We start from the raw sequence: 20,096 nt of genomic DNA, 5'->3' as shown, positions 1-20,096 counted from the left end.
GTCGAAGGGGGTTCCCTCATCGGTAAGGGTTCGGGGTAGCCCTTGGTCTTTGGCAGGACAGGGCTCAAGGGCTCTGGTGTGAGCCCGCGATGACTGTAACTCCCTGATCGATGATCGATCAAAGGAATCCGGCCGAAAACCTCGTCGTCGGGCGAAAGTCGGCACGGGGTGCCTCGGTGACAGGCACCGGGTGCCTTGGATTCGGGGGATTCCCGCAGGTGAGCATGGCCGCGCTCCGCTGTGTCAGGGCCGCGGCGCGCAGCCGAGGACGTGCGCCTTCACGAGCTCCGCGATCAGCGGGTCCCGGCGCCGGAAAGCGGCCACGAGGGCCTCGTGCTCCTCCGCGTACGACTGCTGGACGGTCCCCAGCCAGCGGATCGACAGCGCCGTGAAGACCTCGATGCCCAGGCCCTCCCAGGTGTGCAGGAGGACGGAGTTGCCGGCGGCACGCACCAGTTCGCGGTGGAAGGCGACGGTGTGGCGGACCTGGCCGGTTCCGTCCGACAGCCGGTCGGCCTCGTACAGGGCGGTGACGTGCGGCTCAAGCGCCGAGCAGTCCTGGGCGAGCCGTTCCGCCGCCAGCTCGGCCGCGATGGCCTCCAGACCGGCCCGTACGGGGTAGCTCTCCTCCAGGTCGGCGGCCGTCAGGTTGCGTACCCGCACGCCCTTGTTGGGCGCCGACTCGATCAGCCGCAGGGACTCCAGCTCCCGCAGCGCCTCCCGGACCGGGGTCTGGCTGACCTCCAGCTCGGTCGCGATCCGCCGCTCCACGATCCGCTCGCCCGGCTTCCAGCGCCCGCTCACGATCCCCTCCACGATGTGCTCGCGGATCTGTTCGCGCAGCGAGTGGACGACGGGCGCGGTCATGAGGGCTCCTTCGGCGGGGGCTCTGGATCCAATACTGCGGCCCGAAGGGCCTCGTTGAGGGGTGGTGACCGGGCGACGAGCGGGACCCAAGGGCGTTTGACCTTTAGACAATAAGGCCGCACCGCTGCCGGGGAGAGGCGCACGGGGGCGCTTTCGCGCAGGTGAGACGAGACTTACACGCTGTCAGCACGGACGCGCCCGTATCCGGCCGCTCGCGGCGGGCGCACACGCGACGCCCCCGCCCGGAAGGTTCCGGGCGGGGGCGTCGGGTGCGCTGGGGTGGGACTAGAGGCCGAGCTCGACCTCGAACTCGCCCGCCTCCAGGATCGCCTTGACCGCGGTCAGGTAACGAGCCGCGTCGGCGCCGTCGACCAGACGGTGGTCGTAGGAGAGCGTCAGGTACGTCATGTCACGGACGCCGATGACCGTGCCCTCCTCCGTCTCGATGACGGCCGGACGCTTGACCGTCGCGCCGATGCCGAGGATCGCGACCTGGTTCGGCGGCACGATGATCGTGTCGAAGAGCGCGCCGCGCGAGCCGGTGTTGGAGATGGTGAAGGTCGCGCCGGACAGCTCGTCCGGGGTGATCTTGTTGGCGCGGACCTTGCCCGCCAGGTCGGCGGTCGCCTTGGCGATACCGGCGATGTTGAGGTCGCCCGCGTGCTTGATGACCGGGGTCATCAGGCCCTTCTCGGAGTCCACCGCGATACCGATGTTCTCGGAGTCGAAGTAGGTGATCGTGCCCTCGTCCACGTTGATCCGGGCGTTGACGGCCGGGTGGGCCTTCAGCGCCTGGGCCGCCGCCTTCACGAAGAACGGCATCGGGGAGAGCTTGACGCCCTCGCGGGCCGCGAAGGAGTCCTTCGCCTGCGCGCGGAGCTTCATCAGGCGGGTGATGTCGACCTCGACGACCGAGGACAGCTGGGCCTGCTCGTGCAGGGCCTTCACCATGTTGTCGCCGATGACCTTGCGGATGCGCGGCATCTTGACGGTCTGGCCACGCAGCGGGGAGGCCTCGAGGACCGGGGCCTTCTTGGCGGCGGGAGCGGCGGCAGCGGCGGGCGCCGGAGCCGCGGCGGCGGCCTTCGCGGCCTCCGCGGCGGCGATGACGTCCTGCTTGCGGATGCGGCCACCGACGCCGGTGCCCTTGACGGCGGCCAGGTCGACACCGTTCTCGGCGGCGAGCTTGCGCACCAGCGGGGTCACGTACGCGCCGTCGTCACCGGAGGTCGCGGCGGGCGCCGGGGCCGGGGTGACGGGGGCGGGCGCGGTCGGCGCGGGAGCCGGAGCGGGCGCGGCCGGAGCGGCGGCCTGGGCCGGAGCCGGAGCCGGAGCCGGCGCGGGAGCCGGAGCTGCGGGGGCCGGGGCGGGGGCCGGGGCGGGCGCCGGAGCCGCGGGGGCGGCCGGAGCCGGGGCGGCAGCGGCGGGTGCCGGAGCCGCGGGAGCCGGAGCGGCGGCCGGAGCCGCGCCCGGGGCGCCGATGACGGCGAGCTTGGCACCGACCTCGGCGGTCTCGTCCTCGCCGACCACGATCTCCAGCAGGACGCCGGCGACCGGCGCGGGGATCTCGGTGTCGACCTTGTCCGTGGAGACCTCGAGCAGCGGCTCGTCCTCCGCGACCTCCTCGCCGACCTGCTTCAGCCAGCGGGTGACGGTGCCCTCGGTGACCGACTCGCCCAGCGCGGGCAGCACGACGTCGGTACCGGAGGCGCCACCGGCCGGGGCGGCAGGGGCGGCAGGGGCTTCGGGCGCCGGAGCCGCGGGGGCCTCGGCGGCGGGGGCCGGAGCGGCCGGGGCCGGGGCGGCCTCGGGCTCGGCGGCGGGGGCGGGAGCGGCGGCGGGCGCGCCCGTGCCGTCGTCGATGACGGCCAGCTCGGCGCCGACCTCGACCGTCTCGTCCTCGGCGACCTTGATGGAGGCGAGCACACCGGCGGCGGGGGAGGGGATCTCGGTGTCGACCTTGTCGGTCGACACCTCGAGCAGCGGTTCGTCGGCTTCGACGCGCTCGCCCTCGGCCTTCAGCCAGCGGGTGACAGTGCCCTCGGTGACGCTCTCGCCGAGCGCCGGAAGGGTTACGGAAACCGGCATGGTTTCTGTTGCTCCTTACGATGGGATCTCCCCTGCTCGAGCGGAGTCGAGAGCTCGGGGAAGGTGCGGAAGTCTGTGGTCGTCGCGCCCAGGGGCGACGCGGTGACTGAGAACAGCCGGGGCGTTGTCAGTCGTGCGAGTGCAGCGGCTTGCCCGCGAGGGCCAGGTGGGCCTCGCCGAGCGCCTCGTTCTGCGTCGGGTGGGCGTGGATGAGCTGGGCGACCTCGGCGGGCAGCGCTTCCCAGTTGTAGATCAGCTGGGCCTCGCCGACCTGCTCGCCCATGCGGTCGCCGACCATGTGGACGCCGACCACCGCACCGTCCTTGACCTGGACGAGCTTGATCTCGCCCGCGGTCTTGAGGATCTTGCTCTTGCCGTTGCCCGCGAGGTTGTACTTCAGGGCGACGACCTTGTCCGCGCCGTAGATCTCCTTGGCCTTGGCCTCGGTGATGCCCACGGAGGCGACCTCGGGGTGGCAGTACGTCACGCGCGGCACACCGTCGTAGTCGATCGGGACGGTCTTGAGACCCGCCAGCCGCTCCGCGACCAGGATGCCCTCGGCGAAGCCGACGTGGGCCAGCTGGAGCGTCGGGACCAGGTCGCCGACGGCGGAGATGGTGGGCACGTTCGTGCGCATGTACTCGTCGACCAGGACGTAGCCGCGGTCCATGGCGACGCCCTGCTCCTCGTAGCCGAGACCGGCCGAGACCGGGCCGCGGCCGACGGCGACGAGCAGGACCTCGGCCTCGAACTCCTTGCCGTCGGCGAGGGTGACCTTGACACCGTTCTGGGTGTACTCGGCCTTCGAGAAGAAGGTGCCCAGGTTGAACTTGATGCCGCGCTTGCGGAACGCGCGCTCAAGAAGCTTGGAGGAGTTCTCGTCCTCGAGAGGGGCGAGGTGCTTCAGTCCCTCGATGATCGTGATGTCCGTACCGAAGGACTTCCACGCGGAGGCGAACTCGACGCCGATGACGCCGCCGCCGAGCACGATCGCGGACTGCGGGACACGGTCCAGGACCAGCGCGTGGTCGGACGAGATGATGCGGTTGCCGTCGATCTCCAGGCCCGGCAGCGACTTCGGCACGGAGCCGGTCGCCAACAGGACGTGACGGCCCTGGACACGCTGGCCGTTGACGTCGACGGAGGTGGGGGAGGACAGGCGGCCCTCTCCCTCGATGTACGTCACCTTGCGGGAGGCGATGAGTCCCTGCAGGCCCTTGTACAGGCCGGTGATGACCTCGTCCTTGTACTTGTGGACGGCCGGGACGTCGATGCCCTCGAAGGTGGCCTTCACACCGAACTGCTCGCTCTCGCGGGCCTGGTCGGCGATCTCGCCCGCGTGCAGCAGGGCCTTGGTGGGGATGCACCCCCGGTGCAGGCAGGTACCGCCGACCTTGTCCTTCTCGATCAGGGCGACGTCCAGGCCCAGCTGCGCTCCGCGCAGGGCCGCGGCGTAACCGCCGCTACCACCGCCGAGGATCACTAGGTCGAAAACGGTGCTGGCGTCGTTCGCCACGTCACGTCCTCCATGCATGTGCGCCACGCCGGTCTCCAGTGACCGGTCGGCGGCTGGTGTCCGGCCGCTCTTCTTCGGCCCTGTGGTTCGGGCCCTGTCCTGCCGAGAACCCATCTTCGCACTTGTCGGGGGCGTTCGAGACGCCGGGCCGGTGTGTGAGACGTCCCACTGTCCTGTTTCCTGCGGACAAAACGGCCCCGGGCGACACGTCGCCCGGGGCCGTGGAGCACCCGGCAGGGGCGCGGGGCCCTGCCGGGTGGCCGCGGATCACCCGTGGCCGCGGAGCGGATTTAACCGAGGTCGCCCGCCGCGGTCAGCTCGGCGAGACGCACCAGCGTCCGCACCGCCGACCCCGTACCGCCCTTCGGCGTGTAGCCGAACGGCCCCGACTCGTTGAACGCGGGCCCGGCGATGTCCAGGTGCGCCCAGGTGATGCCCTCGCCGACGAACTCCTTCAGGAACAGGCCGGCGACCAGGCCGCCGCCCATCCGCTCGCCCATGTTCGCGATGTCGGCGGTGGGGGAGTCCATGCCCTTGCGCAGGTGCTCCGGCAGCGGCATCGGCCAGGACTCCTCGCCGACCTCCTCTGCGGCCTCCACGACCGAGGCGCGGAACGCGTCGTCGTTGGCCATGACACCGAACGTGCGGTTGCCGAGGGCCAGCACCATCGCGCCGGTCAGCGTCGCCACGTCGATGATCGCGTCCGGCTTCTCCTCGGACGCCTTCCACAGCGCGTCGGCGAGGACGAGGCGGCCCTCGGCGTCCGTGTTGAGGACCTCGACGGTCTTGCCGCTGTACATGCGCAGCACGTCACCGGGGCGGGTGGCGGAGCCGGACGGCATGTTCTCGGCGAGCGCCAGCCAGCCGGTGACGTTGACCTGCAGGCCGAGACGCGCGGCGGCGACCACGGCGGCGAAGACCGCCGCCGCACCGCTCATGTCGCACTTCATCGTCTCGTTGTGCCCGGCGGGCTTGAGGGAGATGCCGCCCGAGTCGTAGGTGATGCCCTTGCCGACGAAGGCGAGGTGCTTGGCCGCCTTGGGGCTGGTGTACGAGAGCTTCACCAGGCGGGGAGCGGCGGCCGAGCCCGCGCCGACGCCCAGGATGCCGCCGTAGCCGCCCTTTTCGAGGGCCTTCTCGTCGAGCACCTGCACCTTGATGCCGTGCTCCTTGCCGGCGGCGGTGGCGACGGCGGCGAAGGCCTCGGGGGTGAGGTCGTTCGGCGGGGTGTTGACGAGGTCGCGGGCGCGGTTCAGCTCCTCGGTCACGGCGGTGGCGCGCGCGAGCGCCGCCTTGTGCGCCGCGTCACGGGGCTTGCCGCCGAGCAGCGCGACCTCGACGAGCGGGGCCTTGCCGTTCTTGGCGGCGCTGCCGGACCTGCCGGTCTCCTTGTACGCGTCGAAGGCGTACGCGCCGAGCACCGCGCCCTCCGCGAGGGCGCCCACGTCGGCGGCGTCCGTGATCGGCAGGGCGAGGACGGCCTTCTTGGCACCGGCGAGCGCGCGGGCGGCGACACCGGCGGCACGGCGGAGCGCCTCGGCGCCGAACGCCTCGTCCTTGTCCGGGACCGCTCCCAGGCCGACGGCCACCACGACGGGTGCCTTGAAGCCGGACGGCGCGGGCAGCTTCGTCACCTCGCCCTCGCCGCCGGACGCGCCGAGGGTCTCCAGGATGGCGGCGAGCGTGCCGTCATACCCCTTGTCCACGGCCTCGGCGCCCGGTGCGAGGACCGGGCCCTTGGCGCCCTTGGCTACACCGACGACGATCGCGTCGGCCCGCAGGCCGGACGCTGCGGCGGTGCTGAGAGTCAGAGCAGTCACGGTGGTGAATTCTCGCTTCCATTGAGTTCAGTGGCCGATCTGGGTGGGTCGACCGGGCCCGGCATCGATCCTTGATCTGGCAGCGGAGAGGTGCCTGCGGTAGGGCCGGGAGGGCAATCGACAAGAGCCTACGCGGGGGAGACCGCCCCTGCGTCGTGGGGTGTTCACCCTTCCGTGGCGCGGTGGCCGCCCGCCGCTCCTCCGCCCCGGTGATCCGGTGTGCAGGTGGAGGCTTTTGGCCCATGCGTCGCGTGCGGCTCCACACTAACTTCACCGGTCGTCCACCTGATGCCGACGGACACGCCCGGGGCAAAGGGGCCCCGCGAGCCGGCGACGGCCGCCCGCGCCGGGCGGCGCCGACAGCGGTGGGGGATCGTCCGCGGGCACCTCGCCACGCGCCCTGGAACCCGCCCGGCGAAAGCGCCCCCGGCCTTCAGGCGCCCCCCGCGAGCGGCACCTGGCGAACCCGGTCAAATCCCCCGGCCGGACCGGGACTTCGGCTCAGTGGCCGTCGAAGACGGGCCGGGAGCGGCCCCGTGACCGCCGGTCAGCCGAGGGCAAACACGACCAGGGCCGTGGTCGCCGCCGTCTCGGCGAGGCCGCCGAAGACGTCGCCCGTGATGCCGCCGAAGCGGCGCGTGCAGTGGCGCAGCAGCAGTTCGGCTGCCGCGCAGGCGCCCGCCACCGCGACCGCGGCGCGGACCAGGTCGTACGTCCCCAGCAGCGCGCCCGCGCCGGCCGCCGCGGCGACGACCGCGAGCGCCACCAGCAGGGCGGCGCGCACCGGCACCGTCCCCGCGACCGCCGCGCCCAGCCCCTCGGGGCGGGCCGGGTGCACCCCGGTGCGCGCGGCCAGGGTGAGGGCGAGCCGGGCCGCGGTCGCCGAGACGACGGCCGCGAGCGCGCCCCGGTCCCACGAGGACGCGTAGGCCTGGAAGAGTGCGGCCACCTGGGCGAGCAGCACGAAGAGCAGCGTGATCACGCCGAACGGGCCGATGTCGGACTGCTTCATGACGCGCAGCGCGTCCTGCGCGGGCTTGCCGCTGCCGAGGCCGTCCGCCGTGTCGGCGAGCCCGTCGAGGTGGAGACCGCGGGTGAGCGCCGCCGGTACGGCGGCGGTGGCGACGGCGGCGAGCAGCGGGCCCGCCCCCATCGCGAGCAGGGCCACGCCCGCCAGGGCCGCGCCCGCCCCGACGACCAGTCCGGCCACGGGGGCGCACAGCATTCCGGCGCGCGCCGTCTCGCGGTCCCAGCGGGTCACCTCGACGGGGAGCACGGTCAGGGTGCCGAAGGCGAAGCGCAGGCCGTGGGAGGCAGGGGTCGGGGACATCGGCGCAGGTTACCCGGGAGGGCGGCGGGCGGGTGCGGCGGCCGGGGACAAAAGGCATGGATAAAGTGCCCGATATGGGTCATTGGTTGCACCGGAACATCATCGAGCCGGGAAAACTGCCGCTGTTGCTGGCGCTCGGCTCCTTCGTGCTGACCTTTGTGATCACCCGTGTCATCGTCCGGCTCATCCGCGCGGGCAAGGGGCCGTTCGGCAACGTGAAGGCGGGCGGACTGCACATCCATCACGTGGTCCCCGGTGTCGTCCTGACCGTGGTCGGCGGCTTCGGCGCGGTGGCCAGCGCCCGGCCGGGTTTCGGCGCCTCCGCGTTCGCCGTGGTGTTCGGGATGGGCGCGGGGCTCGTGCTGGACGAGTTCGCGCTGATCCTGCACCTGGACGACGTGTACTGGACGGACGAGGGCCGCAAGAGCGTCGAGGTCGTGCTGATCACGGCGGCCCTGGTCGGGCTCGTGCTCGGCGGGTTCCTGCCGTTCGGCGTCAACGACCTGAGCCAGCAGGAAGTGCAGGACCGCGGTGGCGTCATCCTCAGCGTCGCCGTGAACTTCCTCTTCGCCCTGCTCGCCCTCGGCAAGGGCAAGGCCCGGATGGCGATCTTCGGCGTGATCGTCCCGTTCGTCGCCCTGATCGGAGCGCTCCGGCTGGCCCGGCCCTCCTCACCGTGGGCCAGGCGCTTCTACCGCGGACGGCCGCGCGCCCGGGCGAGGTCGATGCTGCGCGCCTACCACCACGACCGTCGCTGGGCGGGCCCGCGTCGCAGACTTCAGGACCTGATCGGCGGGAAACCGGATCCGTTGCCCGCCCGGCTGCCGCCCGGGCGCCGGTGACGCCGGCGGCGTCGGCGGCGCAGCGCGGAGATCCCGCAGAGCACGAGGGCCGCGGCGAGCGCCGCGATGTGCTCCCGGCCCGCGAGGTTCCCCTTGACCGTCACCTCGACGGCCATCGACGCGATCACCACCGCCGCCGTCGCGTACGCGCGGTAGCGCCAGGCCACGAAGACGGCGAGACCGACCACAGCTGCGGAGGGTCCGGTGTCCACGATCCGCGCGTCCGTCGCGGGCAGCCCCAGCGGGTGGTCCGGGCCGAGCATGACCGCGATACGCGCGTAGAGCGTGCCGGCCAGGGTGGCGGCGTACGCGATGACGAGCATCCGCCACCAGCCCAGGCAGATCTCGGCGATCCCGAACACCACGAGGATCTGGATCAGCGCCCCCCACACCGGCAGGTCCAGGGCCGGTACGAAGAGGGAGAGCGGAGTGCGCAGCAGAGCGAGCCCGAGCGGTTCGTCGGCCCGTACGGAGCCGATGTCCTGGACGAATCGGTAGCCCCAGGACTGGTTCTGCGCGAACTGCAGGACAGCCGTCAGGAGGACGGCCGCGAGGGTCACGGGGATCGCTCGCAGGCGCCTTGCCTCCAGGTCCCTGCGCACGGTGACGAACAGCAGTCCCCATTCCGCGCGGGCCAGGCGGGCGAGCGTGTTCATCTATGCGACTCGAGGTGCTTGCGGTGCAGCCACTTCGGCAGTCCCGGAGCCTCCAGGAACCCTTCCGCGCGGGCGGACGCGACACCGATGCGCAGCAGGTCCGCGCTCTTCTCGAAGAGCAGGAACCGGGGCTCCCAGATCGGCCGGTACTTGGCGTTGGCACGGTAGAGCGACTCGATCTGCCACCAGCGCGAGAAGAAACTGAGCAGGGAGCGCCACAGTCGCAGCACCGGTCCCGCGCCCAGTCGCGCGCCACGCTCGAAGACGGAACGGAACATGGCGAAATTGAGCGAGACCTGGGTGATCCCGATGTCCCGTGCGCGGCGCAGCAGTTCGATCACCATGAACTCCATCAGCCCGTTCTCGGAGTCGCGGTCACGCCGCATGAGGTCGAGCGAGAGCCCTCGCGGGCCCCACGGAACGAAGGACAGCAGCGCCCTCAACTCGCCCTCCCCGTCGGTGCATTCGAGCATGACGCACTGTCCGTCGTCGGGGTCGCCGAGCCGTCCCAGGGCCATGCTGAACCCGCGTTCGGTGGCCCCGTCGCGCCAGTCGTCGGCGCGCTCCAGCAGGTACGCCATCTCGTCGGCCGGGATGTCGTCGTGGCGTCGGATGCGCACCCGGTACCCGGCCCGCTTCACACGGTTGTAGGCCTGCCGGACGGTACGCATGGCCCGTCCCTCGAGCGTGAACTCGGCGGTCTCCACGATGGCTTCGTCGCCCAGCTCCAGGGCGTCGAGGCCGTGCCGGGAGTAGATGGTCCCGGCCTCCTCGCTCGCGCCCATGACCGCCGGGATCCAGCCGTGCGCGCGGGCCTCGGCGAGCCACGGATCGATGGCGCCGGGCCACGCCTCCGGATCGCCCAGGGGGTCGCCGGAGGCCAGCGAGACCCCGCCGACGACCCGGTACGCCACCGCGGCCTTCCCGGTCGGCGACCAGACCACGCTCTTCTCCCGGCGCAGCGCGAAGTAACCGAGCGAGTCCCGGTCGCCGTTCTTCTCGAGCAGGACCCGCAGCCGCTTCTCGTCGTCCTCGGTGAGCGGGTCGACGGCGCGGCGGGACCGGAAGGCCGCGTAGAAGACCGAGAGGACCAGGAGGGTGCTGAGCACGTTGATGGCGACGTTGACCCAGTTGGCGATCTCCAGGCCGTGGAAGCGGGAGTCGTTGGCGGCGACCGAGACCAGCCGCAGGGCGCCGTAGCGCCAGCGTTCCGAGAAGGTGGAACGGGACGCGTCGTGCGCGCTGTTGGTGACCGTCACCAGCAGTGCGGCGAGCAGCGAGCAGACGAGCAGACCGCCGGTGGCGACGGCCGCGGCGAGCTTCGGGTTCGAGCGGTCGCCCTTCGCGTAGAACTCGCGGCGGCCCACGACGAGGGACGCGACGAACACCGCCGTCAGCGCGAGCGAGATCCAGTTCTGGGCGTACCGGCGGATCTCCGGGAACGCCATCGCGACGGCGAACAGCAGCAGGAAGAGCCCGCCGAGGACGAAGTTCAGGATCCACGCGGCCCGCTTGCGCCGGCGCATGGTGATGGCGAGGAACATCGTGAACACGCCCGAGGCGAATCCTGCCGTCAGCAGGTACGGGGTGAAGAGGTTCTCGGTGTTGTGGCGCCGCACGTCCTGGCCGAGCGTCAGCCAAGCGGCGCTCAGGAAGTTGATGAACGTGACCGCTCGCAGGTACCAGACGGTGAAACCGGCGGCTCTGCGTGAGGCCCCGGTGGACCTGCGGTCCCCTTCGCCCTGACGGGCCGGGGGCCGCTCCTGCTCGGCGGCAATTCGGGCATCTCCCATAATGCGCGATGATATGGGGCGGTGTGCTCCGCGCGGGGGAAGGGCGGTGTGGGTGGTGCGGGGCGGGGCGTTGCTGCGGATGGGTGGGGGCCGGTCGCGCAGTTCCCCGCGCCCCTGGAAGGTGGCGTCTGCTGCCGGAGGGCGCTCGGCCGGCGGTCGGTGGGGTCGACCGCGCAATTCCCCGCGCCCCTGGAGGGGCGCGGGTGGGCGGAGTTGTCCGGCCGGCGGTCGGTGGGGGCCGGTCGCGCAGTTCCCCGCGCTCCTGAAGAGGCGCGTTCGGTGGGCGGAGTCGTCCGGTCCGCGGTCGGGTGGAGTTCCCCGCGCCCCTGCGGGGGCGCTCCTGCCGGTGTGCGGGCCCTCGGTGGTTACTGCTCGTCAGAGGACTCGGGCCCGGTCTCCGGGTCGGGGGTGGGTTCGGGCGTCACGGGAAGCTCCGCGGCGAGCGCGGCCGCGGACTGGACGAGGGGGAGGGCCAGCAGCGCTCCCGCGCCCTCGCCAACCGTGACCCCGTGGTCCAGCAGCGGTTCGAGCGCCATCCGGTCCAGCGCCTTCGCCTGGGCCGGCTCCCCGCTCATCTGCCCGGCCAGCCACCAGTCCGGCGCCCGGAAGGCGACCCGCTGCCCGACGAGGGCGCACGCCGCCGAGACCACCCCGTCGAGCACGACCGGCATCTTCCGCACCGCGCTCTGCAGCAAGAACCCGGTCATCGCGGCGAGATCCGCCCCGCCGACCACCGCCAGCAGCTGCAGCTGATCCCCTAGCACCGGCCGCGCCCGCCGCAACGCGTCCCGCACGGCTGCGCACTTGCGCATCCACGCGAGGTCGTCGATGGCCCGCCCGCCCCGCCCGGTGACGACGGACGCGTCGGTCCCGCACAGCGCCGCGACCAGCACGGCCGCCGCGGTGGTCCCGCCGACGCTCACATCCCCGAGCACCACCAGGTCCGTACCCGAGTCCGCCTCCTCGTCCGCGACGGCGACCCCCGCCCGGAACGCGGCCTCGGCCTCCTCCGCGCTCAGCGCGTCCTCGACGTCGATGCGCCCCGAACCACGCCGCACCCGGTGCCGTACGACCTCGGCGGGCAGCTCCGCGGGGTCGCAGTCCAGCGCCATGTCGACCACGCGTACGGGGACACCGAGCCGGCGCGCCAGTACCGCGGCCGGGCTCGCGCCCTCCAGCACCGCCCGCACCAGCTGGTCGGCGGTGCCCGCGGGCCGCGCGGACACACCGAGTCCGGCGATCCCGTGGTCGCCCGCGAACAGCACCACGCGTGGACGCTCGATCGGCCGCACGGGCACCGAGCCCTGCGCCGCCGCCAGCCACTCACCCAGGTCGTCGAGGCGGCCCAGTGCCCCGGGCGGCACGATCTGGCGCTCCCGGCGCGCCTCGGCGTCGCGGCGCACCCCTCCGTCGGGGCGCTCGATCAGATCGGTGAAGTCGTCGAGATTAAGCGAGCTCATTCGCCGAACAGTACCGGCAGCGATCGAACACGTCCGCGCCACGTCGTTGCGCCCCGGAACGCCATCCGATACGTACCGTTTGTGTCGAATTGTCGTATGTCCGGCCAGTCGCCCCGCCGCCCCTCCCAGGAGCGCCCATGCCCCCCACACCGCCCCCGACCGCCGACCACCGCGCCGCCTACGCGGCCGAACTCGCCCGGGGCACCGACCGGTTCCACGAGCCGCGCCGGGATGACTGCCCCTGGTGCGGTTCGAACCGGCTGCGCACGCCGGACCTCGTCCAGCGCAAGCCCGGCACATTCGTCGTCGACGAGTGCGGGGACTGCGCCCACGCCTTCCAGAACCCCCGGCTCACCGCGGAGGGCCTGGCCTTCTACCAGCGGGACTTCCACGAGACGCTCGACAGCCTCACCGACCGGCTCCTCGGCGCCCGCGGCAGCAGCGGCCGGCACCGCGCCGCCGCCCGCGCGCTGCTGCCGTACGCCGAACCGGAGAGCTGGCTCGACGTCGGCACCGGGCACGGGTACTTCCCGGCCGCCGCCAAGGAGGTACACCCGTACACCTCCTTCGACGGACTCGACCCCACCCGCCGCGTCGAGAAGGCGAGGGCGGCCGGACGGGTCGAGGAGGCCCATCGCGGCCGGCTCGGCGACCCCCGGATCACCGCCCGGCTGCGCGCCCGCTACGACGTCGTCAGCATGTTCCACCATCTGGAGCACACCCCCGACCCGCGCGAGGAACTGCGCGCCGCCCTGGTGGCCCTGCGGCCCGGCGGCCACCTCCTCGTCGAAGTCCCCCACCCCGACTGCGCGTTCGGCGCGCTGCTGGGCAAGTGGTGGGTGTCCTACGGCCAGCCCCGCCACCTCCACCTCATGCCGCTGCCCAACCTGCTGGGCGAACTGGAGTCCCTGGGCTGCGAGATCGTCACGACGGACCGCCGCGAACCGCACATCCCGTACGACCTCGCGGGCGCCCTCGCGCTCGCCCTCGGGCGGGTCCTGCCCGACCTCGACGCCCCCTGGCGCCCGGCGCCGCCGACCTCGCTGCAGCGCCGTCTGCACACCGTCCTGACCGGGGCGTCGGCCCCGCTGCTCGCCTCGGCCTCCGCCCTGGACCACGCCTTCGCCCCCCTCCTCCGGCGCACCCGCTTCTCGAACGCGTACCGGATCATCGCCCGCAGAGCGGCCTGAGCCGGGACCGGGACGGGGATCAGCCCCGCAGGACCAGCGCCTGCCCCGCCACCACCAGCAGCAGGTGCTCGCACTCCGCGCCGAACCCCGCGTTCAGACGCCCGAGTTCGTCGCGGTAGCGGCGGCCGGAGGCGGTGGCCGGGACGATGCCGGAGCCGACCTCGTTGGAGACGGCCACCAGGGTGCGGCGGGTGCCGCGGACAGCGGCGGTGAGCTCCTCGACCCGGGCGCGCAGCGCGCGTTCGCCGCCGCCGGCCCACTCCGCGTCGTCCCAGGCGTTCACGGAGTCCATCGCGTCCGTCAGCCACAGCGAGAGACAGTCGACGAGGAGCGGCGGGCCCTCCTCCGCCAGCAGCGGCACCAGGTCGCAGGTCTCGGTGGTCCGCCAGGAGGCGGGGCGCCGCTCGCGGTGCGCGCTCACCCGGGAAGCCCACTCGTTGTCCCCGCCCCGGGTGCCGCCCGTCGCCACGTACAGCACGTTCGGGAAGGACTCCAGCCGCCGTTCGGCCTCGACGGACTTTCCGGAGCGCGCACCGCCGAGCACCAGGGTGCGCCGCGGCACGTCCGGTACGTCCTCGTACACGCCCACGTCCAGCGTCGTCCCGTCCGGCACCGCGCGGGCACCCGCCGCCGCGAGCCGTCGCCGCAGTTCGGGCCCCGGGGGCACATCGTGGTCGAGGTGCACCGCGATCACGTCCGTGGTGGGTCCGACGGCGCCCACCGCCCGCAGCTTCGCCAGCGCGTCCGGCCGTCCCACCACGTCCGCCGCCACCATCGCGTACGAGCCGCCGTCGTCGTCGAGTCCGGCGGGGGCCGCGCCCGGCGGCAGATAGAGCAGCCGCTGTCCGTCCGGGCCGGTCACCGCGTATCCCGTGCCCGGCGCGTCCATCGGCACCGCCCGTACCCGGTGCCCGGTCAGCAGGGTCAACTCGCTGCCGTCCGGAACCCGCACGGGCTGCGGCAGTCCCGCGGGCACCTCGACGGCGGGCCCGTCGTGCGGATGCGAGAGCAGCACCTGCCGTACCCCGCCGAGCGTGTGCCCGGCGCGCGCGGCCGCGAACGCCGCGCCGGGCGTCAGGTCGAGCAGCAGCGTGCCGTCCACGAGCAGGGCGGTGGCCGCCCGCGCGTCCTCGCCGAGCGCGGTCGCGCAGGAGGAGCAGGGGCAGTCGGGGCGGGGCAGGCCCTCAGGGGCGCCGGTGCCGAGCAGAGTCAGTTCCACGGGGATGATTTTTCCGTGTCCCCGCAGGTCTTGCGCGCCCGGCTAGGCTTCGGACGGGAGCCGGATCTTGTCGGGCTCCCGCTGTGCAGTGTGCTCATACCTGGGAGGCGTACATGGCGGCATGGACGTGGCGGTTCGAGAAGTCCGACGGGACAGAGGTCCAACCCGCGGTGGAGCCCGAGGAGTTCACCACGCAGGGGGACGCGGAGTCCTGGATCGGCGAGGTGTGGAAGGACCTCCTGGCGGGCGGCGCCGACCAGGTGTTCCTCTTCGAGGACAGCACGCAGATCTACGGGCCGATGAGCCTGCACGCCGAGCCCGAGTAGGCCGGTAGAGGTCGCCGGGGCCACCGGAAACGGCTCCGGCGACCCGCCCGTGCCCTCAGCCCCGTACCCCGCACAGGTGCAGCAGCGCCGCCACCTGACGGTAGGGATCGGTCCGCCCGGCCCGCTCCTCCGCGGCCAGCAGACTCTCCACGTCCTCGGGGACGGGTGCCCCGTCCGGCGCGCCGTCCGTGAACACCCGCACGCCGTACCAGGCGTGCAACGGCGCCCCGATCCCCGCCAGCGTCGACGTCAGCGTGGCCAGCCGGTCGGCGCGGACGGCGAGCCCGAGCCGGTTGACGTACGCATCGGATTCGAACGCGGCCAGCGCCGACGTCCAGTCCCCGGCCAGTCCCGGCCGCAGGGCCAGCGCGTCGGCGTTGCGCACCAGCAGCGAGAGCAGCCCGCCCGGGGCCAGCATCCGCGCCAGCCCCGCGACCAGCGGATCCGGCTCCTCGACGTACATCAGCACACCGTGACACAGCACCACGTCGAAACTGCCGGGCAGGAAGTGGACCCCCGTGTCCCGGCCGTCGCCCTCGATCAGCCGGACCCGGCCCTGGATGCCCTCGGGCTCGGCGGCCAGCGCCTGGCGGGCCACGGAGAGCATCCGGCCGTCCTGCTCCAGGCCGGTCACCTGATGCCCGGCGCGGGCCAGCCGCAGCGCCTGCGTGCCCTGGCCCATCCCGACGTCGAGCACCCGCAGCCGCTGTCCGACCGGGAACCGCCCGGCTATCTGCTCGTCGAGCTGCCGGGCCACCAGCTCCTGCCGTACGACATCACGCAGCCCGCCCAGCTTGCTCAGCCAGGCATTCGCCGCGTCTCCGGAGAAGGATGTCGCGCTCAGGGCCGCTCTCCGCGCTTGACCTGCGGCTTCGGCAGCCGGAGTCGACGCATCTGGAGGGTGCGCATCAGCGCGTAGGGAACCGCGCCCTTCTTGGGCAGGTCCGGGAAGCGCGTGGCGAGCTGCTTCTTCAGACGGATCGCGATGCCGATCGAGTCGACCACGATCATCACGATCACGACCAGCCACAGCAGCAGCGCGATGTTCTGCAGCGAGCCCACCCGCACCATGCTCAGGACGAGGATGACCACGGCCATCGGCAGGAAGAACTCCGCGATGCAGAAACGCGAGTCCACGAAGTCGCGCGCGAACTTCCGCACCTGCCCCTTGTCACGGGCGGGCAGATAGCGCTGGTCCCCGCTGGCCAGCGCCTGGCGCTGCTTCTCCAGCTGGACACGGCGATCGTCACGCTGACGCTTGGCGGCCTCCTTGCGCGTCGACGGCGTCTGGGCGACGCTGCGACGCTGGGTCTGGGCCTCACTGCGCTTCGGCGTGGGGCGGCCCTTGGGGGCCTGCGGGTGACGGGTCTGCTTGGAGTCGGTCACCTGCGCCTTGTCGGCGGGGGCCTTCTCTTCCTTGGCACGGCTACGGAACACAAAACCCAAGGGTACGGGGTGCGGCGGCATGGACGTCGATCGAGTGGGGAACGATCCGGCAACGCCGTGCGTCTGTAGGGGGACACAGGGGACGTTGTTCGCGGGGGGACGCGAAGGGGACGCGGGGGGGCACCCCGGGTTCCACCTACTCCCTACGCCGGAGCGGCACCGTACGCAGTCGTCCTTGGGGATGAGCGCATCCGTCCCCGAACAGTGCGGTAATGGATGCAGGGCCCGTACTGTGGGTTCTGTTGCAGTACCTGGAGCTGGAGTCCGTCAGAAGGGGGCGCGCGAAGCCCATGAGCGGTGTCATGAAGCGTATGGGGATGATCTTCCGCGCGAAGGCGAACAAGGCCCTTGACCGGGCCGAGGACCCGCGCGAAACCCTCGATTACTCGTACCAGAAGCAGCTGGAGCTGCTCCAGAAGGTGCGCCGTGGCGTCGCCGACGTCGCGACCTCCCGCAAGCGTCTGGAACTGCAGCTCAACCAGCTCCAGAGCCAGTCCACCAAGCTGGAGGACCAGGGCCGCAAGGCGCTCGCGCTCGGCCGGGAGGACCTGGCCCGCGAGGCGCTCTCCCGCCGAGCCGCGCTCCAGCAGCAGGTGACGGACCTGGAGACCCAGCACCAGACCCTCCAGGGCGAGGAGGAGAAGCTCACCCTCGCGGCCCAGCGTCTGCAGGCCAAGGTCGACGCCTTCCGCACCAAGAAGGAGACCATCAAGGCCACGTACACCGCGGCCCAGGCGCAGACCCGGATCGGCGAGGCCTTCTCCGGCATCTCCGAGGAGATGGGCGACGTCGGGATGGCCATCCAGCGCGCCGAGGACAAGACCGCGCAGCTGCAGGCCCGCGCGGGTGCCATCGACGAGTTGCTCGCCTCCGGCGCCCTCGACGACCAGTCCGGGCTCGCCAAGGACGACATCCAGAGCGAGCTGGACCGGCTCTCCGGTGGTACGGATGTGGAGCTGGAACTGCAGCGCATGAAGGCCGAGCTGGCCGGCGGCTCCTCGCAGCAGGCGATCGAGGGCGGCACCTCGGACCAGGGCCAGAACCGGTCCCAGCCGCAGGACACCCCCCGCTTCGACAAGCAGTAGCAGCAGCGGCGACCGACCGGGTCCCACGCCTTAGGAGGGCGACATGATCGTGCGGATCATGGGGGAGGGGCAGGTGAGGCTGGACGACAGCCACCTCACCGAGCTGAACAAGCTGGACGACGAGCTGCTCGCCGAGGTGGAGGGCGGTGACGAGGCCGGCTTCCGGCGCACCCTGACCGCCCTCCTCGACGCGGTCCATCGTCTGGGCGCTCCGCTCCCCGACGATGCGCTGGAACCCTCGGGACTGATCCTTCCGTCCCCGGACGCCACGCTCGCGGAGGTCCGCGAGATGCTCGACGGGGACGGGCTGATCCCCGGCTGAGCGGGGGCTTTCCCGTACCTGGGGGGTGCCCTCAAAGGCTGACGCCCGGCGTCTGCATTTCAGCCCGTCCGGCGTTCGAGGACGAGCCCTTCGGGCGATGCGGGGGTCTGACGGCGGCAGCCCCCAGGTAAACGGGCGCCGGGGCCCGACAACCCAGGGCGGGGTGACAACCGTTCCGCCCCCCGCAAGGGCCCCGTACCGTAAACGAAGTGAGCACCCTAGAGCGCACGAGGTGCAGACTCCGCGCGCACCCCATGGCCCTGGACGCCGCCCTGGCGACCGGCGTCCTCGTGACCATGATGGCCAGCTCCTTCGTGGACCCGCACGGCGGCCACGGAGCGAGCTGGGGCGCCCGCACCCCCAGTGCCCTGAGCCTCACCCTGATGGTGCTCGGCGCGGCGGCCCTGGTGTTCCGCCGCCGTGCCCCCCTCCCGGTCCTCGCCGCCACCGGCGCACTGTCCGTCGTGGAACTGGTCGCGAGCGACCCCCGTACCCCCGTGGTGATGTCCGCCGTCGTCGCCCTGTACACCGTCGCGTCGACCACGGACCGCCCCACCACCTGGCGGGTCGGCCTGCTCACGATGACCGTGCTGACCGCCTGCGCGATGCTCGCCGGCCCCCTGCCCTGGTACGCGCAGGAGAACCTCGGCATCTTCGCCTGGACGGGCATGGCCGCCGCCGCGGGCGACGCCGTCCGCAGCCGCCGCGCCTTCGTCCACGCCATCCGCGAACGCGCCGAGCGCGCGGAACGCACCCGCGAGGAGGAGGCCCGGCGCCGCGTCGCCGAGGAGCGGCTGCGCATCGCCCGCGATCTGCACGACGTCGTCGCCCACCACATCGCCCTCGTCAACGTGCAGGCCGGAGTCGCCGCCCATGTGATGGACAAGCGCCCGGACCAGGCCAAGGAAGCGCTGGCCCACGTACGGGAGGCCAGCCGCTCCGCCCTCAACGAGCTGCGCGCCACCGTGGGCCTGCTGCGCCAGTCCGGTGACCCCGAGGCGCCCACCGAACCCGCCCCGGGCCTCGCCCGCCTCGACGAGCTCGCCGACACCTTCCGCAACGCGGGGCTCCCCGTCGAAGTGGCCCGCGCCGACCACGGCACCACCCTCCCCGCGGCGGTCGACCTCGCCGCCTACCGGGTCATCCAGGAAGCGCTCACCAATGTGCAGAAGCACGCGGGCCCCGAGGCGAAGGCCGAGGTCAGCGTCGTACGCGTGGGCCCGAACATGGAAGTGACCGTCCTCGACAACGGGCCCGGGCAGGACGACGGCCCGGAGGAGGGCGGCGGGCACGGGCTGCTCGGGATGCGTGAGCGGGTCGGCGCGCTCGGCGGTACCTGCTCGGCCGGTCCCCGATACGGAGGCGGCTTCCGCGTGCATGCGATCCTTCCGGTCAAGACCCGCACGCCTGCCCTGGGGGACCCCGCATGACCATCCGTGTCCTGCTCGCCGACGACCAGGCGCTGCTGCGCAGCGCGTTCCGCGTCCTCGTCGACTCGGAGCCCGACATGGAGGTCGTGGGAGAGGCGTCCGACGGCGCCGAGGCGGTGCGGCTCGCCAGGGAGGCGCGCGCCGACGTGGTGCTGATGGACATCCGGATGCCGGGGACCGACGGGCTCGCCGCCACCCGGCTGATCAGCGCGGATCCCGGGCTGGCGCAGGTACGGGTGGTCATGCTGACGACCTTCGAGGTCGACGAGTACGTGGTCCAGTCGCTGCGGGCCGGGGCCTCCGGGTTCCTCGGCAAGGGCGCCGAACCGGACGAGCTGCTGAACGCCATCCGGATCGCGGCGGGCGGCGAGGCGCTGCTGTCCCCGGCGGCCACCAAGGGCCTGATCGCCAAGTTCCTCGCGCAGGGCGACGGCGCGGACGAGGAGCGCGACCCGGGCCGCGCAGAGCGGCTGAACGCGCTCACCGTGCGCGAGCGCGAGGTGCTCGTCCAGGTGGCGGGGGGCCACTCCAACGACGAGATCGCCGAGCGGCTGGAGGTCAGCCCGCTGACGGTGAAGACGCATGTCAACCGGGCCATGGCGAAACTCGGCGCCCGCGACCGGGCGCAGCTCGTCGTCATCGCGTACGAGTCGGGACTGGTACGTCCAAGGGTGGAGTGAACTTCACCGGTCCGTACTGCGCCCGC

18 protein-coding genes are annotated in these 20,096 nt (G+C 72.6%); 7 read left to right on the top strand and 11 right to left on the bottom strand.

What is annotated here, in order from left to right:
* Positions 1-243: 243 nt before the first annotated feature.
* From OHB41_RS15245 to OHB41_RS15225, 5 genes are all read right to left on the bottom strand, one after another.
* Entirely contained in the window at positions 244-867 is a 624-nt protein-coding gene (locus OHB41_RS15245; RefSeq protein WP_148013651.1) for a GntR family transcriptional regulator, read from the bottom strand.
* 285 nt (positions 868-1,152) lie between these two features.
* Positions 1,153-2,955 carry a 2-oxoglutarate dehydrogenase, E2 component, dihydrolipoamide succinyltransferase gene (gene sucB, locus OHB41_RS15240; protein ID WP_266698662.1) on the bottom strand — a complete coding sequence of 601 codons (1,803 nt, stop codon included), beginning with the start codon at positions 2,953-2,955 and terminating at the stop codon, positions 1,153-1,155.
* A gap of 127 nt (positions 2,956-3,082) precedes the next feature.
* A complete protein-coding gene (gene lpdA, locus OHB41_RS15235; protein WP_168527772.1) occupies positions 3,083-4,471 on the bottom strand; it encodes a dihydrolipoyl dehydrogenase in 1,389 nt (462 codons plus the stop codon).
* A gap of 290 nt (positions 4,472-4,761) precedes the next feature.
* A complete protein-coding gene (locus OHB41_RS15230; protein ID WP_266698661.1) occupies positions 4,762-6,291 on the bottom strand; it encodes a leucyl aminopeptidase in 1,530 nt (509 codons plus the stop codon).
* A 547-nt stretch (positions 6,292-6,838) separates the two neighbouring features.
* A complete protein-coding gene (locus tag OHB41_RS15225) occupies positions 6,839-7,621 on the bottom strand; it encodes an adenosylcobinamide-GDP ribazoletransferase (RefSeq protein WP_266698660.1) in 783 nt (260 codons plus the stop codon).
* A gap of 74 nt (positions 7,622-7,695) precedes the next feature.
* On the opposite strand from OHB41_RS15225, the gene OHB41_RS15220 reads away from it, so the two are divergent.
* Positions 7,696-8,463, top strand: coding sequence for a hypothetical protein (locus OHB41_RS15220; protein ID WP_266698659.1), 768 nt, complete (start codon positions 7,696-7,698; stop codon positions 8,461-8,463).
* Here OHB41_RS15220 and OHB41_RS15215 read toward each other — a convergent pair.
* The 3 genes from OHB41_RS15215 to cobT all read right to left on the bottom strand — a co-directional run bounded on the left by OHB41_RS15215 (position 8,400) and on the right by cobT (position 12,372).
* Positions 8,400-9,119, bottom strand: coding sequence for a hypothetical protein (locus OHB41_RS15215; RefSeq protein WP_266698658.1), 720 nt, complete (start codon positions 9,117-9,119; stop codon positions 8,400-8,402). The genes OHB41_RS15220 and OHB41_RS15215 overlap by 64 nt on opposite strands.
* Positions 9,116-10,912 carry a phosphatidylglycerol lysyltransferase domain-containing protein gene (locus OHB41_RS15210; RefSeq protein ID WP_266698657.1) on the bottom strand — a complete coding sequence of 599 codons (1,797 nt, stop codon included), beginning with the start codon at positions 10,910-10,912 and terminating at the stop codon, positions 9,116-9,118. The genes OHB41_RS15215 and OHB41_RS15210 overlap by 4 nt, the downstream gene beginning before the upstream one ends.
* Before the next feature lie 365 nt (positions 10,913-11,277).
* A complete protein-coding gene (gene cobT / locus OHB41_RS15205; protein WP_266698656.1) occupies positions 11,278-12,372 on the bottom strand; it encodes a nicotinate-nucleotide--dimethylbenzimidazole phosphoribosyltransferase in 1,095 nt (364 codons plus the stop codon).
* Positions 12,373-12,509: 137 nt separating this feature from the next.
* Between cobT and OHB41_RS15200 the strand changes: the two genes are divergently transcribed.
* On the top strand, positions 12,510-13,562 hold the full coding sequence (locus OHB41_RS15200; protein WP_266698655.1) for a class I SAM-dependent methyltransferase: 1,053 nt from the start codon (positions 12,510-12,512) through the stop codon (positions 13,560-13,562).
* Between the two features lie 19 nt (positions 13,563-13,581).
* Here the strand turns inward: OHB41_RS15200 and OHB41_RS15195 are convergent, their stop codons facing one another.
* Positions 13,582-14,781, bottom strand: a complete 1,200-nt coding sequence (locus tag OHB41_RS15195; protein ID WP_266698654.1) for a bifunctional adenosylcobinamide kinase/adenosylcobinamide-phosphate guanylyltransferase — start codon at positions 14,779-14,781, stop codon at positions 13,582-13,584.
* A gap of 113 nt (positions 14,782-14,894) precedes the next feature.
* Here OHB41_RS15195 and OHB41_RS15190 point away from each other — a divergent pair, with 113 nt between their 5' ends.
* Positions 14,895-15,107 carry a hypothetical protein gene (locus OHB41_RS15190; RefSeq protein ID WP_148013643.1) on the top strand — a complete coding sequence of 71 codons (213 nt, stop codon included), beginning with the start codon at positions 14,895-14,897 and terminating at the stop codon, positions 15,105-15,107.
* Positions 15,108-15,162: 55 nt separating this feature from the next.
* Here OHB41_RS15190 and OHB41_RS15185 read toward each other — a convergent pair whose 3' ends face one another.
* On the bottom strand, positions 15,163-15,864 hold the full coding sequence (locus OHB41_RS15185; RefSeq protein ID WP_266698653.1) for a class I SAM-dependent methyltransferase: 702 nt from the start codon (positions 15,862-15,864) through the stop codon (positions 15,163-15,165).
* A gap of 83 nt (positions 15,865-15,947) precedes the next feature.
* Entirely contained in the window at positions 15,948-16,574 is a 627-nt protein-coding gene (locus OHB41_RS15180) for a DUF3043 domain-containing protein (RefSeq protein ID WP_266698652.1), read from the bottom strand.
* 269 nt (positions 16,575-16,843) lie between these two features.
* Between OHB41_RS15180 and OHB41_RS15175 the strand changes: the two genes are divergently transcribed.
* The 4 genes from OHB41_RS15175 (at position 16,844) to OHB41_RS15160 (ending at position 20,070) form a co-directional block, all read left to right on the top strand.
* Positions 16,844-17,638: a PspA/IM30 family protein gene (locus OHB41_RS15175; protein WP_266705876.1), complete on the top strand. Its 795-nt coding sequence runs from the start codon at positions 16,844-16,846 to the stop codon at positions 17,636-17,638.
* A 43-nt stretch (positions 17,639-17,681) separates the two neighbouring features.
* Positions 17,682-17,960, top strand: coding sequence for a PspA-associated protein PspAA (gene pspAA, locus OHB41_RS15170; RefSeq protein WP_266698651.1), 279 nt, complete (start codon positions 17,682-17,684; stop codon positions 17,958-17,960).
* Positions 17,961-18,169: 209 nt separating this feature from the next.
* A complete protein-coding gene (locus OHB41_RS15165) occupies positions 18,170-19,390 on the top strand; it encodes a sensor histidine kinase (RefSeq protein ID WP_266698650.1) in 1,221 nt (406 codons plus the stop codon).
* Positions 19,387-20,070, top strand: a complete 684-nt coding sequence (locus OHB41_RS15160; protein ID WP_266698649.1) for a response regulator — start codon at positions 19,387-19,389, stop codon at positions 20,068-20,070. Before OHB41_RS15165 ends, OHB41_RS15160 begins: the two co-directional genes overlap by 4 nt.
* The last annotated feature ends 26 nt before the right edge of the window (positions 20,071-20,096 follow it).

The sequence above is a fragment of the Streptomyces sp. NBC_01571 genome, assembly GCF_026339875.1.
Lineage (GTDB): Bacteria > Actinomycetota > Actinomycetes > Streptomycetales > Streptomycetaceae > Streptomyces.
Note: the sequence above shows the minus strand (reverse complement) of the source record. Positions and strands in the feature narration are given on the sequence as shown.

Bases quoted from the DNA above. Each gene is read 5' to 3' on its own strand.
- pspAA (WP_266698651.1), top strand. From the start codon at position 17,682: ATGATCGTGCGGATCATGGGGGAGGGGCAGGTGAGGCTGGACGACAGC.
- OHB41_RS15245 (WP_148013651.1), bottom strand. From the start codon at position 867: ATGACCGCGCCCGTCGTCCACTCGCTGCGCGAACAGATCCGCGAGCAC.
- OHB41_RS15225 (WP_266698660.1), bottom strand. From the start codon at position 7,621: ATGTCCCCGACCCCTGCCTCCCACGGCCTGCGCTTCGCCTTCGGCACC.
- OHB41_RS15190 (WP_148013643.1), top strand. From the start codon at position 14,895: ATGGCGGCATGGACGTGGCGGTTCGAGAAGTCCGACGGGACAGAGGTC.
- OHB41_RS15200 (WP_266698655.1), top strand. From the start codon at position 12,510: ATGCCCCCCACACCGCCCCCGACCGCCGACCACCGCGCCGCCTACGCG.
- OHB41_RS15175 (WP_266705876.1), top strand. From the start codon at position 16,844: ATGAGCGGTGTCATGAAGCGTATGGGGATGATCTTCCGCGCGAAGGCG.
- sucB (WP_266698662.1), bottom strand. From the start codon at position 2,955: ATGCCGGTTTCCGTAACCCTTCCGGCGCTCGGCGAGAGCGTCACCGAG.
- cobT (WP_266698656.1), bottom strand. From the start codon at position 12,372: ATGAGCTCGCTTAATCTCGACGACTTCACCGATCTGATCGAGCGCCCC.
- OHB41_RS15210 (WP_266698657.1), bottom strand. From the start codon at position 10,912: ATGGGAGATGCCCGAATTGCCGCCGAGCAGGAGCGGCCCCCGGCCCGT.
- OHB41_RS15215 (WP_266698658.1), bottom strand. From the start codon at position 9,119: ATGAACACGCTCGCCCGCCTGGCCCGCGCGGAATGGGGACTGCTGTTC.
- OHB41_RS15160 (WP_266698649.1), top strand. From the start codon at position 19,387: ATGACCATCCGTGTCCTGCTCGCCGACGACCAGGCGCTGCTGCGCAGC.
- OHB41_RS15220 (WP_266698659.1), top strand. From the start codon at position 7,696: ATGGGTCATTGGTTGCACCGGAACATCATCGAGCCGGGAAAACTGCCG.
- OHB41_RS15180 (WP_266698652.1), bottom strand. From the start codon at position 16,574: ATGCCGCCGCACCCCGTACCCTTGGGTTTTGTGTTCCGTAGCCGTGCC.